Below are 15,137 nucleotides of genomic sequence, written 5' to 3'. Positions count from 1 at the left end.
CCGCGCATCACGCGCGGGCCCCCTTCGCACAGAGCCGCCCCCGTCAGCCCCCCGCAGGCCCCGCCACCGGCTCCTGCGCCGTGCGGACGGCCGCCGCCCGCAGGTCCTTCTTGGAGATCTTTCCGATGGCGGTCTGCGGGAACTGCTCGACGAACTCGACCCGGTCGGGCACCTTGTACGCGGCCAGGCCCCGCCCGCGGATGAACGCCTTGAGCGCGGCCGGCTTCAGCGGCCCGGCGCCGGCGCGCAGGATGACGTAGGCGCGGGTGCGCTCGCCGAGGTAGGGATCGGCCTCCGCGACGAGGTTGGCGTCGTGCACGGCCGGGTGGGCGAGCAGATGGTTCTCGACCTCCTCGGCCGCGATCTTCTCGCCGCCGCGGTTGATCTGGTCCTTGGCCCGTCCCTCGACCACCAGATGGCCGGTCGCGGTCAGCCGGACGATGTCGCCGGTGCGGTAGAAGCCGTCGGCGGTGAAGGCGGTGGCGTTGTGCTCGGGCGCGCGCCAGTAGCCGCGGATGGTGTACGGGCCTCGGGTCAGCAGATGGCCCGGCGTACCGGGCGGCACGTCGTGGTCCTCGTCGTCGACGACCCGGATCTCGTCGTCCGGCGAGATGGGGCGCCCCTGGGTGGTGACGATGGTCTCCGCCGGGTCGTCCAGGCGCGTGTAGTTGACCAGGCCCTCGGCCATCCCGAAGACCTGCTGCAAGGTGCAGCCGAGCGCCGGACGCACCCGCCGCGCCGCCTCCTCGCTGAACTTCGCGCCGCCCACCAGCAGGACGTCGAGGCTGCTGAGGTCGTACGTCGATGCGGCCGCCGCCTCCGTCCACACCAGCGCCAGCGGCGGCACCACACCGGTGAGAGTGACGCCTTCCTGCTCGATCAGCGGGAAGGCGACATCGGGGCTGGGCTGGGGGCAGAGCACCACACGGGCGCCCGCGTACAGCGCGCCGAGCGTGCCGGGCGAGGACAGTGGGAAGTTGTGCGCGGCGGGCAGGACGCACAGGTAGACGCTGTGCTCGTCGACGCCGCAGAGTTCGTTGGAGGCGCGTACCGAGTACAGGTAGTCGTCGTGGGTGCGCGGAATCAGCTTGGGGACGCCCGTGCTGCCGCCGGAAAGCTGGAGGAACGCCAGGTCGTGCGGGGCGGGCCCGGGGAGCGGCACCGGGTCGCGGGGCAGGTCGGCCAGCGCTTCGAAGGGGCCCGGGTCGCCGCCGGTCACGAACACCGCACCGAGGCCCGGGACTTCGGCGCGGACCTTCGCGGCCAGCTCGCGGTAGTCGTATCCGCCGTGCTCGGCGGGGATGACGTAGGCGGCGGCCTCCGTGAAGGCGCAGAAGTAGGTGATCTCACTCTCGCGGTGCGCGGGCAGCGCGAAGACCGGGAGCGCGCCGATCCGGAAGAGGGCGAAGACGACCTCGAAGAACTCGGCGATGTTGGGGAGCTGGACCACGACGCGGTCGCCGGGGGCGATGCCGCGTGCGGCGAAGCCGGCCGCCATCCGGTCGGCCCGTTCGTCCAGTTCGGCGTAGGTCCAGCGGGATCCGGCGGCCGGGTCGACGAGCGCGACGCGGTCGGGGTGGGCGGCGGCGCGCTCGCGCAGCATCTGCCCGAAGGTCTCGCCGCGCCACCAGCCGGCGGCGCGGTACCGCTCGGCGTGATCGGCGGGCCACGACGGGGTGGGGGTGCGGCTCACAGCTCGGCTCCGACCGCGTGCAGGAAGGTGCGGAATTTCGCGGCGGTCTCGTCGATTTCCGCCGCCGGCTCCGAAGCGGCCACGATGCCGGCCCCGGCGTACAGCCGCAGTGCCTTCTCCTCGGCCTCGGCGCAGCGGATCGTCACCACCCACTCACCGTCGCCGCGTGCATCGCCCCAGCCGACCATGCCGGTGAAGAAGCCCCGGTCGAACGGCTCGGTCTCGCCGATGACCTGACGGGCGGTGGCGGTGGGGGTGCCGCAGACCGCGGGGGTGGGGTGCAGTGCGCAGGCCAGTTCCAGCGCGGAGGCGTCCGGCGCGGCGAGGGTGCCCTGGACGGTGGTCGACAGGTGCCACATGGCGGCGGTGCGGATCAGCGTGGGGCGGGCGGGCACCTGCATCGTCGTGCAGTACGGGGCGAGTGCCTGTTGCACCGCGTCCACCACGACGGCGTGTTCGTGCAGGTCCTTGGCGGACTGGAGCAGCGCGGCGGCGCGGCGTACGTCCTCGGCGAGGTCGGTGCTGCGCGGCGCGGAGCCGGCCAGCGGGTTGGCGACGACGCGGTTGCCGTGCCGGGAGACGAGGAGTTCGGGGCTGGCGCCGATGAGGGTGCGTCCTGGCGCGGTGGGCAGGGCGAAGGTGTGGCCCGACGGGTCGCGGCGGGCCAGCCGCTGGAGCATCGCGGGGATGTCGAGCGGGTCGGGAGCGCTCAGCTCCAGAGTGCGGGCCAGTACGACCTTGCTGAACTCGCCGCGCCACATGCGCTCGACGGCGGCCGCGACACCGGCGCCGTACGTCTCGGGCGCGGGATACGGGCGGATCTGCCAGTCGGTTGCGGCCGGTGCGTCGGCGGGGAGCGCGATGAGCGGGTCGGCGGAGAGCGGCGGCCCGCTGCGTATCTCGTCGACTGTCACGAGGGCCGCGGGGGCGGTGTGGTCGAAGGGGGTGGCCCCGATGGCGACCGGTTCGCTGCACCCGGCGGCGCGTGCCGCTTCCAGGGAGGCCGCCACCCGCTGGGGCAACGGTCTCTCGTCATGGGGTATTTCGCGGTGCACTCCGTGGGCCAGGAGGGTGCGGGTGGGGGTGGCCAGGAAGCGGTCGCCGGGCGTGTAGGCGTCCAGCAGTGCGGTGGCGGCTCCCACGGCGGGGTGGGCCTCACCCGTCGGCGGGAGGTGCGGGGCAACGTGGGGTGCGGTCGGCACGAGGGCTCCTTTTCTGGGTTTTCTGCGAAGTTCCCGCCAGGGGAACCGGCTTGGACGAGTGACGGCAGCGGGACGCAGCGAGCCGCCGGACCGTGCCGCCGCTCGGCTGGGGGCATGCCGAGGTGCGCTCACGGTCCGGCGGCCCCGCCGGGCGCGGATCGGACCGAACAGAACCCGCCAGGATGATTAGGTTAGCCTAACCTAATTGCAAATGACGGATCAAGGACTGGTCAATCGCCGTTCACTCGGATACCGGTCCATCAACTCCTGGGTACACAACCGCTGTTACGGCCTCGGGGGGCAGCGGCGCCCCGTCAGGCCCGCGCCCGCCGTGCGGCGACCCCGTCGGTGAGGCGGCGCCGCTGGGACGCCGACCCGGCCAGCTCGGCGCCCACCAGGGCGAGCGCGGTGGCGCCGTCGAGCACCGCCAGGTCGGCGCCCTGACTCTTCCCGTACGCGGTGAACTCGGGGGTGTGCTGCTTCGCGCCGCCGGTGTCGTAGCCGATCGTGGGGTGGATCGCGGGCAGCAGCCGCGAGACGTTGCCCATGTCCGTCGAGGCCAGCGCCTCCCCCTGCCGCGAGGCCACCGTGCGGCCCAGGGTGCCGGCCGCCCTGACGTACGCGTCCGTCAGGTACGGGTCCTGGCACAGCTCGGCGAAGTCCCGTCCGTGCACCCGCAGTTCCAGCTCGGCGCCGGTGGCGAGCGCACCGGCCTCGAAGCAGGCCCGCACCTTCTGCCTGACGCGGGAAAGGTCCTCCAGCGTCGGGGCCCTGACCTCATAGCGGGCGGCGGTGCGCGCCGGGATGACGTTCACGGCCTGGCCGCCGTCGGTGACAATGCCGTGCACCACGGTGCCGGGCGGCAGTTGCTGCCGCAGCAGCCCGAGCGCGGTGTGGGCGAGGGTCATCGCGTCCAGGGCGTTGACGCCTTCCCAGGGGGCGACCGCCGCGTGCGAGGGCGCCCCCCGGTAGGTGATGTCCCAGGCACCGATGGCCAGCGACGAGGCGCCCACGGTGTCGTCCGGTGCGGCGTGCACCATCATCGCCGCGGCGACGTCGTCGAAGGCCCCGGCCTCCAGGAGGAGCGCCTTGCCGCCGATGTCCTCCTCCGCCGGGGTGCCGATGAGCTTGACGGTCAGGCCCAGTTCGTCGGCGACGGCGGCCAGGCCGATGGCCGCGCCGACCGACGCCGCGCCGTTGACGTTGTGCCCGCAGGCGTGGCCGATGTCCGGCAGGGCGTCGTACTCGGCGCAGAACGCGATCACCAGATCACCCGAACCCCGTTCGGCCACCAGGGCGGTGGGCAGCCCGGCGACGCCCCGGGTGACCGTGAATCCGGCGGCCGCCATGAGGTCCGCGATCTTCGCGGCCGAGCGGTGTTCGGCGAGGGCCGTCTCGGGCTCGTCGTGCAGGCTGTGGCTCAGCGTCAGCAGCCGGTCGCTCCAGTCACGGACCGACGCGGCCACTGCGCGCCGCGCGTCGTCGGTTCCGGTGCCGTGCGGTGCCCCGGTGGTCATACGGGCCTCCCGTTCCGTGTGTGGTGTGTGGTGTGTGGTGAGAGTGCGGTGCGCGGTGCAGAGGGAGCGTCCTGCGTACGGTCCGCCCGTCATGCGAGCCCCGTGCCCGGCGCCTGCGGGACGGCCTGCGGCGCGGGCCCGGCCGCGGTGGGCCGCGGGCTGCGGTAGCGCAGCGCCAGGGCGGCGCCCAGGACGGCGACGAGGGCGCAGCAGCTCCAGCTCCACAGGTAGCCGGACAGGGCGATGCGCCCGCTGCCGGAGTCCGCGTGCGCCGCGAAGAACGCGCCGGTCACGGCGGCGCCGATGGCCGCGCCGAGCGACAGCGCCAGCTCGTTGATGCCGACCGCCAGCGCGGTCTGGTGCTCGTCGACGACCTCCGCGGACAGGGTCCTGCCGATCGACTCGAACACCCCCGTCGCCAGACCCACGACCAGGGCACACACCAGATACGAAGGGAGCGTGTCGTGGCAGAAAACCATGCCAAGGAAGCCCAGCGCGGCGAGCAGGCCACCGGCGGCGAGCACCGCACGGTCGCCCGCCCGCCGGGCCAGCCGCGGCGTCAGCGTGGAGCCCGCGCATCCGGCGCCCACCATGCCGAGCGAGACGGTGGCGATGGCCTGCGGACCCAGCCCCATGCCGTAGCCCGTATCCGTCGGCGAGGCGCCCAGGAAGAGGGCGTTGGCGCCGAGGAAGCCGATCGTGCCGAAGGCGGCACAGAAGGTGTAGCCGCTGACCACCGCGAGCCCCGGATTGCTCAGCATCCGCACGCTCACCAGCGGATGCGCGGAGCGGCGCTCGACCGTCACCCAGGCCGCGAGCACCACCACGGCCACCAGCGCCAGGCCCAGGGTCGGCATCGATGCCCACCCCCAGGCGGCGCCCTGCGCGAGGACCAGCACCAGCGCCACAAGCCCCGTGGTCAGCAGCGCCGCCGCCCCGAAGTGGAAGCGGCCGCCGTGCGGTACGTCGCTGTCCGGCAGCAGCAGGCCCGCGACGACGGCGAGCGCGGCGACAGGTACGGCCGTCCACAGTCCCGCCGCCGGATGCCGTTCACTGAGCACGCCCGCCACCAGGCCGCCCACCCCGATCGCGATCAGCAGCACGCCGACGAGCAGCGAGATCCCGGCGCGGTTCCGCTCCGGCGCACGGGATCTGAGGATGCCCACGAGCAGCGGGAAGAAGCCCACCAGGGCGCCTTGCAGCACCACGCCGACGGCCAGCGTCGCCGCGGAGGGCCAGGCCGCCATCAGCAGCGAGCCGCCCGCCACCATGCCCAGGGCGATCCGGAGCAGCCTGCGGTGCCCGTACAGGTCGCCGAGCCGCGACAGCAGCGGCGTCATCACCGCGAAGGCGAGCTGGGAGAGCAGGTAGATGGTGTTCTGGCCGACGCTGCTGAGGTGCAGCCGCGGGCCGAGTGCGGGCAGCAGCGGCGTGAGGTAGCCCTGCACGATCCCGCTGCACAGCACGACGACGGCCATGGCGCCGAGCAGGGCGGAGGAACTCATCGCCCGTGGCCTCGGTGCCGACTCGGACAGGGACACAGCCTCACCTCATTCGGTGGCCGGAAACCGACAGTGGTGGCTACTGTGCGGGCCGGGGTACGAGCGGGCGCGGAAATCGACGGATTCGGACGTACGGAGCACACCTGATGCGAGAAACGGTCACCGCGAGCGAGCTGGATCTCGCGCTGGTGAACGCCCTGCAACTGCGGCCCCGGGCTTCCTGGGCCGACCTCGCGCCGCTGCTCGGCGTCACCCCGAGCACCCTGGCGCGGCGCTGGGAGCGGCTGACCGGAGCCGGTCTGGCCTGGGTGTACGCGGCGCCGGGGCGGGAGTTCACCCGCAGCCGCTGCACCGCCTTCGTCCTGCTCCGCTGCCGTCCCGAGGCCAGGTCCCGGCTGGCGGCCGAACTGAGCGCGTGCACGGAGGCCGTCACCATCGAGGTGACCGGACCCGGCAGCGCCGACCTGCTCCTTGACGTACTGACCCCGGACCTGCCCGCCCTCGGCCGCTTCCTGACCGAAAAGCTCGACCGGCTGCCCGGCGTCACCTCGGTCAGCTGCCTCTTCGCCACCTCCCTGTACGTCGAGGGGAGCCGCTGGCGGCTGCGCTCCCTCGACCCGGCCCAGCTCACGGCGCTCGGCGCGACCACGGCCCCGGCGCCGGACGGGATACGGGCCGTCGAACTCGACGCCGTCGACCGCCTGTTGATCGACCAGCTGGTCAGCGACGGCCGGCTCGGCTGGTCCGAACTGGCCGCGCGCGCCGCCACCAGCCCGGCCACCGTCCGCCGCCGCCTGCACCGGCTGACGGACGCCGGGGTGCTCACCTTCCGCTGCGACCTCGCTGCACCGCTCGCCGGCCGCCCCGTCCCGGTCTCCCTCCTGGGCCGGGCCCCGGCCCGCGACGTCGGCGCCGTCCACCGCGCGTTCGCGGCCTCCCCGGAGTGCCGCCTGGTCGCCGGCGTCACCGGATGCGCCAACATCTTCGCCACGCTCTGGGTCCACGACATCGGCGACATCCAGCGCCGCGAGACCACCCTGTGCACGCGGCTCCCCACCCTCACCGTCACCGACCGCATCGTCGGCCTGCACACCGTCAAGCGCATGGGTCATCTGCTCGACGACGAGGGCCGCCGCATCGGCGTCCGGCCGATCTCACCCTGGTAGCACGGGACGTGAGCCCGCGGCTCAGTCCTGGTGCGGTCCGTCTTCCAGCCGCAGCGGCAGCGACTTCAGGCCGTTGATGAAGTTCGACACCAGCCGCTGCGGCGGGCCCGCGACGGCCAGGGCGGGCAGCAGGCGGCAGGTCTCCTCGTAGAGCACCCGCAGCTGCAACCGCGCGAAGTGCGCGCCCAGGCAGACGTGCGGGCCGTCGCCGAAGGAAACGTGGGGGTTGGGGGTGCGGGCCGGATCGAGCCGGTGCGGGTCGGCGAAGACCCGTTCGTCGTAGTTGGCCGAGCCGTGGAAGACCACGACCTTGTCACCGGCCCGGATACGGCGTCCTGCGATTTCGGTGTCGCACGCGGCGGTCCTGCGGAAGCTGAGTACCGGCGGATGCCGGCGCAGCAGTTCCTCCACGGCCGTCGCCGCCGCCACCTCCCCGGCGCGCAGCGCACGGTAGGCGCCGGGGTGCCCGGCCAGCTCCAGCAGGCCGCCGGGGGCCGCGCTGCGCACCGTGTCGTTGCCCGCGATGGTCAGCAGGAAGAAGAACATCTCCAGTTCGGTGGTGGCCAGTTCGCGGTCGGTCGCGAGGACCGTCATGAGGTCGTCGCCCGGGTGGCGCCGCTTGTGCGCGGCCAGGTCCCGCGCGAAGCCGAACATGTCCCGCAGCATCGCAGGGGAGCGCGGATCGGCCGGCGGACCGTCCTGCCCGGCGGCGGAAGGACCGGCCTCGTCCGGGTCCTGGTAGCCGATGACGCGCCGGGTCCACTCCAGCAGCAGGCCGCGGTCGGCGGCCGGGACGCCGAGCAGGTCGGCGAGGTTGAGCAGCGCGTACTCGTCCGTGACGTCGGCGACGAGGTCGCGTACACCGTCCCCGTCGCGGGCGGCACCGGCGGACGCCGCGAGCAGGGCGCGGGCCCGCGCGCGGATGTCGGCCTCGAAGCGTGCGATCCGGCGGGGCGTGAAGGCGCGCCCTGCCAGCCGGCGCAGCCGGACGTGGTCCGGAGGGTCCTGATTGAGCATCATGCGGCGGATGAACGGCAGGTCGGCGGGGTCGGGGTCGCGGATCTGGGTGGCGCCCAGGCGGGAGGAGAAGGTGCGCGCGTCCTTGAGTACGCGGACGACGTCGGCGTGCCGGGTGACGGCCCAGAAGCCGGGGCCCGCGGGCCAGCCCAGCACCTCGTGCTCGTCCTGCCGGGCCACCGGCTGCCGGTCGCGCAGCCATCGGTAGGCCGCGTGCGGCAGGCCACCGGTGTAGCCGCGGGGGTCGAAGACGTCCGGCACGCCGGGCAGGTCCGGTGTGCCGGGCGTCCCTGCCTGCGCTCCGTCGGCGACCGGGCGCGTCATCGGGCGTCCTGCCCACCGCCGGTGCGCCCGTCGCGCCCGGCCGGACCGCCCTCGCCGCTGTCGGCGCGCAGGAAGTCCTCGACCGTGCGGATCAGTTCCAGCGGGGTCTCGTCCATGGCGTAGTGCCCGGCGCCGGACAGTTCGGCCAGGGTGGCCGCGGCGTGCCGGCGCAGCCACGTCGCGCGCAGCACGTCGGCGGAGAGCGCCGGATCGAGCGCCCCGGCCACCGCAAGGGCCGGCACCGGCGAGCCGTCGATCTCGGCCTCGAAGTCCTCCAGCGCCCAGGAGTCCAGCCAGGCACGGAACGCCGTCGGGTCGCTGCGCTCCAGCGACCTGCGCACCATCCGGTCCAGCCAGGCGGCCGGGCGCCGCCCGCCGGTGGTGAGGTCGATGATGGCCCGCCGGCTCTCCGGGGCGTGCGCCGCCGAGGCGAACAGTTCCCACTGCTCCGGTGACAGACCGGCCCCGGACGCGGGCACCGGCGAGATACCGACGAGCCTGCGGACGCGGTGCGGCGCCGCGGCCAGCACCCGCTGGACGACGCTGCCGCCCATCGAATGCCCGATCAGCGAGCACCGCTCCCAGCCCAGCCGGCCGGCGAGCGCCAGGACGTCGGCCGCGCCCTCGGCGGTGGTGTACGCGCCGGCCGCGTCCTTCGCCTCGCCGTAGCCGCGGAGATCGACCAGTGCGTACTGGAACGCGTCCCCGTCGAGGTCGGGCAGCACCGTGTCGAAGGCGGACCTGTCGGCGAACCAGCCGTGCACGGCGACGACTTTGTGCGGCCCGCCGCCGTGCAGGACATGAGGGAGGACGAAGGAAGCCACGCGCGCTCCAGACAGCTGCCGGCGGCCGCGGACCGGCCGCCCCGTCCCACCCTCACCCGAACTCCCCTGCCCGGCAAGGGCGCGGCGGGCGGACGCCGGCGATCCGTACGCGCCGCATGCAACCGAACGCCGTACCCGGGCGTCCTCCGAACATGGACACATCCGCCGACGGGCCCGCGCGCTCACCGGCACTGGCGCACAGCGTTCGGCCGGTGACGAATTCCCGCATTCCGGCCTTCCCGCAACCGCGCCACCGGAGGGAATTTCCCGGCCACAACAGGCGACAGGGCAAGGCTCGGCAAAAGCTGGGTACATAAACCCGGCGTTCTGCATTCATCGTCACCGGCTCGCCATTTCGGTGGGCCGGCGCATCCGCGCGCCCATCATGGCGCCGCGCGGCAGCCCGCGCAGGCCGATGCGTCCGCCTTCGCACGGAACCCACGGGTCGGCTCATTCATGCTGTGCGCAGCCCACTTGACAGGAGATCAGTAGTGGTGTCTCGGCGAGCCACCGCCCGGCCACGGCGCCGCTTCACCCACCGTCCGCTTTCAACAATTCGGTTACGGCGGGCCACAACCGCAACCAAGTTTGTGAAGAGCCGCGTCTTGGGGCTCGGTAAGCTACGGCACACGAAACGAAGAAATGCAGCATCAGCCGACTCGACATGAGTGCTTGAGCAGAACGGCGATGGGCATGGGAGGACAATTGCGCGGCTCTTTCCGGACGGCAGTGGCGGAACCCGCGAAACGGATTCCCGTCGTGGTCCACGCGCCGGATCCGATCTCCCGAGAAGGAACGATCAGTCAGCTTCGGCAGCATCCGGTGATCGACCTCGTCGACGAAGCGGATGCCCAGGGCGGCGGCGTCGCCGTACTGCTCACCGAAACCCTCGACGAGACGATGTTCTCCTGGCTGCGGCGGCTCGTGCGCAGCGACGGGCTGCATGCCGTCCTGGTGGTGAGCCTGATACGTGAGGCGGAACTGCTCGACATCATCGAATGCGGGGTGGGCGCCATCGTCTGGCGGCGCGAGGCCACCGGGCAGCGGCTGCTGCAGGCCGTGCTCGCGGCCCACCGCGGCGACGGCGACCTGCCGTCCGACCTGCTCGGGCGGCTGATCAGCCAGGTCGGCTCACTGCGGCCCGGCACCGTCGGTGCCCCCGGCGGCCGCCCGTCCGGCCTGAACCAGCGGGAGGTCGACGCCCTCCGGCTGGTCGCGGAAGGGATGGACACCGGGGAAATAGCCCGCAAGTTGGCCTATTCCGAACGCACCGTCAAGAACATCATGCAGGGCCTGACGACCCGTCTGAACCTGCGCAACCGCGCGCATGCCGTGGCGTACGCGCTGCGTGAGGGATACATCTCGTAAGGGCCGCCACCGGCCGACAGGAGCAACCGCACATGATTCACGAAGTCGACGAGGTCCTCAAAGGTCTGCTGACCGGCGGCGCGCTGGCCGGTACCGACATCGAGGTCGCCTTCGACGCCCCGACCCGGGCCTGGGCCGCACGGCGCAACGCACCGGCCCTCGACGCCTACCTGTACGACATCCGCGAGGACGTCAAACGACGCGAACGCGGTGCGATACCCGTCCACGACGACCGGGGCGTCGTGGTGCGCCGCCGCCGGCCGCCCCGCTGGTTCCGCCTGTCGTATCTCGTCACCGCCTGGACCAAACGCCCGGAGGACGAACACCGCCTGCTGTCGGCGGCGTTGGCCACCCTGCTGCCGCACGAACTCCTGCCGCCCGAGAGCCTGCCGGATTCGCTCGCCGCCCTCGGGCTCAGCGTGCCGCTCACCGTCGGCGGGCTGCACACCGATTCCCGGTCGATGTCCGAGGTCTGGTCCGCGCTCGGCGGCGAACTCAAGCCCTCGCTCGACCTGGTCGTCACCGTGCCGTTCCCCGGCTTTCCCGACTACGACGCGGGGCCGCCGGTCACCGAGGGCGCGGTGGTGCGCGCCCGCGAGATCGAAGGGCCGTCGGACGAAGAGCGCGCGCACCTGCCGCGCCATCTCACCGACACCACGCCGTCCCCGCAGGACGGCCGCGCTCCGGAGCAGGCCCGATGACCGGGAGCGCGCTCGCCGCGCCCCGGAACGAAGCCGTCGATGACCCGGCAGGGGCGCTGCTCACCCGGCTCGCCCGGCTGCGCGACCAGGTCGGCACACTGGTCGAGGCGCGCAGCGCCGGCGATCCCACCGCCACCGACCCGCTGCGCGGCCTGTACCTGTCCGACGACGCCGTACGCCACCACCTGCGGCACCCCGCCGCATCCCGCCTCCCAGGAGACCCGGCGGACGACGGCCCGGAGGAGGCGGAACCGCAGTACGGCGACCGGCTGCACCCACTCGCCCGCCGCTTCGGGCTGACCACGCTGGACGCCACGATCCTGCTGATCGCCGTCGCCCCCGACCTCGACCGCGGCTTCGAGCCGCTCTACGGCTACCTCAACGACGACGTCAGCCGCCGGCGGGCCACCACCGGGCTGGCCCTCGACCTCTGCGGACTGCTCGCTCCCGGCGCCGCCGGCGCGGAGGCGCGCGGCCGCTTCCATCCGTCGGCGCCGCTTTCCGGCCACGGCCTGCTCCTCGTCGAGGAGGCGGAACGCCCCTTCCTCAGCCGCTCCTTGCGCGTCCCGGACCGCGTCGCCGCCCACCTGCTCGGCGACGACACCCAGGACGCCGCGCTGTCCGGGTACGTCACCGCGCTGCCCGCATCCGGTGCGCCCGCGGACGGCGACGAGCCGCTGACCGGCAAGCTGGCCGCGCGCCTGGGTGCCGGTCCGCTCACGGTGTACCTGCGCGAGCACCGGGAGGGCGACGGCCTCGCCTGCGCCACGGCCGCCCTCGGCGCCACGGGACAAGCCGCCCTGCACTTCAGCCCCGCCGACACCGCCCCCACGCACGACGCGCACGGCGACCACGAAGGGCCCGGTCTCTCCGGGCCCGCCGCGCTGGGCCCGGTGCCGCAACTGCTGCGCGAGGCGCGGCTGCGCGACTGCGCGATCGTCGTGTCGCCGCTGCCCGACCGGCCGGGACCACTGATCCGGGCGCTGGCCGTGCCCGACGTGCCGGTCCTGTTCGGCGGGCCCCGCCCGTACGACCCGCAGTGGTGCGACCAGGACCCGCTGGTGCTGGACGCGCCGCGGCTGCGTGCGGGCGCGACGGACGCCTGGGCGGCGGAACTGGGCCTCGGCACACAGGATCCCGGCTTCGACCTGGCCGCGGCCATCGCGCCCTACCACCTCGGCAGTGAACGGATCCGCCGCGCCGCCCGCTCCGCGCAGGACCTGGCCGCCCTCGACGGCGTCCCGCTGACCGCGGATCACCTGCGGCTCGCCGCCCGGCAGCAGTCCGCGTCCGGCCTGGAGCGGCACGCCCGCCGGATCCGGCCCGACGTCGGCTGGGACGATCTGGTGCTGCCCGAGGGGCCGTTGACGTATCTGCGGGAGCTGGCGCTGCGCGCCCGGCACCGTGACCGGGTGCTCGGCGACTGGCGGCTGAGCGCCGGAGGCGGCCGGGGCCGCGGGGTCCTGGCGCTGTTCGCCGGGGACTCCGGCACCGGCAAGACCCTGTCGGCCGAGGTGGTGGCCGCCGATCTGGGCCTGGACATGTACGTCGTCCAACTCTCCTCGGTCGTCGACAAGTTCGTCGGCGAGACCGAGAAGAACCTGGAGCGGATCTTCACCGAGGCCGACCGCACCGATGCCGTGCTGCTCTTCGACGAGGCCGACGCCGTCTTCGGCAAGCGCTCCGAGGTCAAGGACGCGCACGACCGCTACGCCAACCTGGAGAGCGCCTACCTGCTCCAGCGCCTGGAGGCGTTCGACGGCATCGCGCTGCTCACCACCAACCTGCGGGCGAACATCGACGACGCCTTCACCCGCCGTCTGGACCTGATCGTCGACTTCCCCTTCCCGGACGCCGAGCAGCGCCTCGCGCTGTGGCGGCACAGCCTGGTCCACGTGCCGTGCGTGGACGGCCTCGATCCGGGGCCCTGCGCCCGCGACTTCGAGCTGGCCGGCGGTTCGATCCGCAGCGCCGTGGTGACCGCGGCCTACGCGGCGGCAGGACGCGGCGAGCCGGTCGGCGGCGCCGACCTGCTGGCCGGGGCCCGACGCGAGTACCGCAAGGCGGGCCGCCTGGTGCTCGACGACATGGGCTGGTGAACGGCACCGGCAGGTGAACGGGCGAGGCCCGGCCAGGTCCTTGACGGTCCCGGCCGGGCCTCGCTCATGAGGTGTGGTGCCCTCAGGGCTTGTCGATGGACCATCCCTGGTCGTCGGTGTCACTGCAGCCGAAGAGGGTGAGGGGCATCTTGTCGGCCATGTCGCCGCCGCTGCTCGCGTAGCCGGAGACGTCCATGCACAGGTTGTCGCTGGTGTAGTTGTGGATCCAGAACAGGTTGGTCTCCACCCGCTTCTCCAGCCACCAGCTCTGGTTGTCGTCGCTCCGCCCGGTGCAGGGGCCCTCCGTGATGTGCGTCTCCTTCGGAGCCGGACCGTTGTCCGGCAGGTCCATGCAGTAGCCGTCCTTGACGTTCTTGATCTGGTAGAGGTCGGCGTTGCCAGGCCCTGCGCCCTTGCCCTGGGGCATCAGCTCCAGGCTCCAGAGCTGATGCTCCTGGCCGTCGCCCCCGTTGCAGGTCAGCTGGTCGACGGGGCCGCCGATCGACCCCTTGTCGGAGACGTTGGCGCACTTCCGCGTCGTCCCGTTCCGCAGCAGGACGTTGTGGTACTTCTCCCGCTCGGCCTTCGCCTTGGCCGCCGCGGCGCCGTCCCCGCCGCCCTTGGTGTGCTCCGGCTTCGGGTCGGACTCGGGCTTGGGCGCGCTCGGGGTGGGTTTGGGATCCGGCGTCGGCACCGTCTTGACGGCCTCCTGCTGCGGCTTCTCCGTCGCCTTGGTGGCCACGCTCGGCTTGTACGTGAACCAGATCATGAGGAACGCGATGGCCAGCGCCAGCAGCATGCTGAGGACCACTCCGAGCCAGCGGGGCAGCAACCCGGGCTGGACGTAGGTCCCGCGCACCGGAAGCGGCTCGGCACCGGAGCGCTGCACTCCGAGGGTGAAGGGCCGGGACTGCTTCGCGCCGGCCCAGATGATCTGCCGCGGCTTCAGAGTGGCCTTGATGAACGCGGCCCGCCCCGGCTGGATCTGGACGTTGGCCGGGTAGATGTCGTACGAGATCTGATCGCCGTTGTCGCTGCCGTTGACGGACGCGGTGAGGGCGACGTTGCCGAAGTTGTCGATGGCGAGCTTGGGACGTCCACGGAACCGGCCCTTGACCGTCTGCGGCACGAGTTCGGCGCGGACCTCGCTGAACGGCGTGATGGTGACGTTGCCTTCGGGGACGGTGGTGGCCTCCGGGTGCTCCGTCGGAATGATCTGCACCCCGTACGGGTTCGGGCCCGCGGTGGCGTCGGGGGTGCGGGGCGGGGCGAACGTCAGCTCCACCGACCCGGTCGTGCCCGGGTACAGCCGGATGCTCTGCGGCTCGACCGTCGTCCACGGGGCCAGGTCCCCGACCGGCACGCACCGGTACTCGTCGACGACGTCGCCGGTGTTGCGCAGCCGCAGCCGCACGGTGGTGCTGCCGCCCGGGTCCACAGTGGTCGAGGCGGGTTCGAGGGAGGTCCACAGGCTCATCTGCCCAGGCTATGGCGGGTATTCGGGCATGTCGCAGGACACGGGGCACCGTCCGTTGCCCGAAGGTACGCAGCGGCCTGCCCTCCGGGGCGGCAGGCGGGCAAAAGGGCCCTCGCCGCCGTCGCTCCCGGCGCTCCCGCCCGTACGGCCGGACCCCGAGAGTGCCCCGGAGGTCCCCGGTGACTGCCCGTACGGCCCTTCCGTCCTTCTTCTGCCTGCCGTAGGAGGGTGGGCAGGCCCCCACGCC

General features: G+C 73.2%; 11 protein-coding genes. 4 read left to right on the top strand and 7 right to left on the bottom strand.

The window, feature by feature from the left end; translation table 11 throughout:
* Nucleotides 1–43: 43 nt before the first annotated feature.
* From LIU39_RS17430 to LIU39_RS17415, 4 genes are all read right to left on the bottom strand, one after another.
* Nucleotides 44–1,693: a (2,3-dihydroxybenzoyl)adenylate synthase gene (locus tag LIU39_RS17430; protein ID WP_227047653.1), complete on the bottom strand. Its 1,650-nt coding sequence runs from the start codon at nucleotides 1,691–1,693 to the stop codon at nucleotides 44–46.
* Entirely contained in the window at nucleotides 1,690–2,895 is a 1,206-nt protein-coding gene (gene dhbC / locus LIU39_RS17425) for an isochorismate synthase DhbC (RefSeq protein ID WP_227047652.1), read from the bottom strand. The genes LIU39_RS17430 and dhbC overlap by 4 nt, the downstream gene beginning before the upstream one ends.
* Nucleotides 2,896–3,209: 314 nt before the next feature.
* Nucleotides 3,210–4,412: a M20 family metallopeptidase gene (locus LIU39_RS17420; protein ID WP_227047651.1), complete on the bottom strand. Its 1,203-nt coding sequence runs from the start codon at nucleotides 4,410–4,412 to the stop codon at nucleotides 3,210–3,212.
* An 89-nt stretch (nucleotides 4,413–4,501) separates the two neighbouring features.
* Nucleotides 4,502–5,917, bottom strand: a complete 1,416-nt coding sequence (locus tag LIU39_RS17415) for an MFS transporter (protein WP_227047650.1) — start codon at nucleotides 5,915–5,917, stop codon at nucleotides 4,502–4,504.
* Between the two features lie 143 nt (nucleotides 5,918–6,060).
* On the opposite strand from LIU39_RS17415, the gene LIU39_RS17410 reads away from it, so the two are divergent.
* On the top strand, nucleotides 6,061–7,080 hold the full coding sequence (locus LIU39_RS17410; protein WP_227047649.1) for an Lrp/AsnC family transcriptional regulator: 1,020 nt from the start codon (nucleotides 6,061–6,063) through the stop codon (nucleotides 7,078–7,080).
* Between the two features lie 21 nt (nucleotides 7,081–7,101).
* Here the strand turns inward: LIU39_RS17410 and LIU39_RS17405 are convergent, their stop codons facing one another.
* Nucleotides 7,102–8,421 (bottom strand): cytochrome P450, encoded by a 1,320-nt coding sequence (locus LIU39_RS17405; protein ID WP_227047648.1) that lies wholly within the window; start codon nucleotides 8,419–8,421, stop codon nucleotides 7,102–7,104.
* Nucleotides 8,418–9,245 carry an alpha/beta fold hydrolase gene (locus tag LIU39_RS17400; protein ID WP_227047647.1) on the bottom strand — a complete coding sequence of 276 codons (828 nt, stop codon included), beginning with the start codon at nucleotides 9,243–9,245 and terminating at the stop codon, nucleotides 8,418–8,420. The genes LIU39_RS17405 and LIU39_RS17400 overlap by 4 nt, the downstream gene beginning before the upstream one ends.
* 693 nt (nucleotides 9,246–9,938) lie before the next feature.
* On the opposite strand from LIU39_RS17400, the gene LIU39_RS17395 reads away from it, so the two are divergent.
* The 3 genes from LIU39_RS17395 to LIU39_RS17385 are packed head-to-tail and all read left to right on the top strand — an operon-like array spanning nucleotide 9,939 to nucleotide 13,413.
* Nucleotides 9,939–10,613, top strand: coding sequence for a helix-turn-helix transcriptional regulator (locus LIU39_RS17395; protein ID WP_227047702.1), 675 nt, complete (start codon nucleotides 9,939–9,941; stop codon nucleotides 10,611–10,613).
* Nucleotides 10,614–10,645: 32 nt separating this feature from the next.
* Nucleotides 10,646–11,314: a Pvc16 family protein gene (locus tag LIU39_RS17390; protein ID WP_227047646.1), complete on the top strand. Its 669-nt coding sequence runs from the start codon at nucleotides 10,646–10,648 to the stop codon at nucleotides 11,312–11,314.
* Nucleotides 11,311–13,413, top strand: a complete 2,103-nt coding sequence (locus LIU39_RS17385; protein ID WP_227047645.1) for an ATP-binding protein — start codon at nucleotides 11,311–11,313, stop codon at nucleotides 13,411–13,413. Before LIU39_RS17390 ends, LIU39_RS17385 begins: the two co-directional genes overlap by 4 nt.
* 82 nt (nucleotides 13,414–13,495) lie before the next feature.
* Here the strand turns inward: LIU39_RS17385 and LIU39_RS17380 are convergent, their stop codons facing one another.
* On the bottom strand, nucleotides 13,496–14,890 hold the full coding sequence (locus LIU39_RS17380; RefSeq protein WP_227047644.1) for an RICIN domain-containing protein: 1,395 nt from the start codon (nucleotides 14,888–14,890) through the stop codon (nucleotides 13,496–13,498).
* Between the last annotated feature and the right edge of the window lie 247 nt (nucleotides 14,891–15,137).

Source organism: Streptomyces pinistramenti, assembly GCF_020564935.1.
GTDB classification, from domain to species: Bacteria; Actinomycetota; Actinomycetes; order Streptomycetales; family Streptomycetaceae; genus Streptomyces; species Streptomyces pinistramenti.
This window is presented reverse-complemented; position numbering and strand designations above follow the sequence as displayed.

Coding starts and splice junctions, on each gene's coding strand:
- LIU39_RS17410 (WP_227047649.1), top strand. CDS start 6,061: ATGCGAGAAACGGTCACCGCGAGCGAGCTGGATCTCGCGCTGGTGAAC.
- LIU39_RS17395 (WP_227047702.1), top strand. CDS start 9,939: ATGGGAGGACAATTGCGCGGCTCTTTCCGGACGGCAGTGGCGGAACCC.
- LIU39_RS17405 (WP_227047648.1), bottom strand. CDS start 8,421: ATGACGCGCCCGGTCGCCGACGGAGCGCAGGCAGGGACGCCCGGCACA.
- LIU39_RS17385 (WP_227047645.1), top strand. CDS start 11,311: ATGACCGGGAGCGCGCTCGCCGCGCCCCGGAACGAAGCCGTCGATGAC.
- LIU39_RS17420 (WP_227047651.1), bottom strand. CDS start 4,412: ATGACCACCGGGGCACCGCACGGCACCGGAACCGACGACGCGCGGCGC.
- LIU39_RS17415 (WP_227047650.1), bottom strand. CDS start 5,917: ATGAGTTCCTCCGCCCTGCTCGGCGCCATGGCCGTCGTCGTGCTGTGC.
- LIU39_RS17390 (WP_227047646.1), top strand. CDS start 10,646: ATGATTCACGAAGTCGACGAGGTCCTCAAAGGTCTGCTGACCGGCGGC.
- LIU39_RS17380 (WP_227047644.1), bottom strand. CDS start 14,890: ATGAGCCTGTGGACCTCCCTCGAACCCGCCTCGACCACTGTGGACCCG.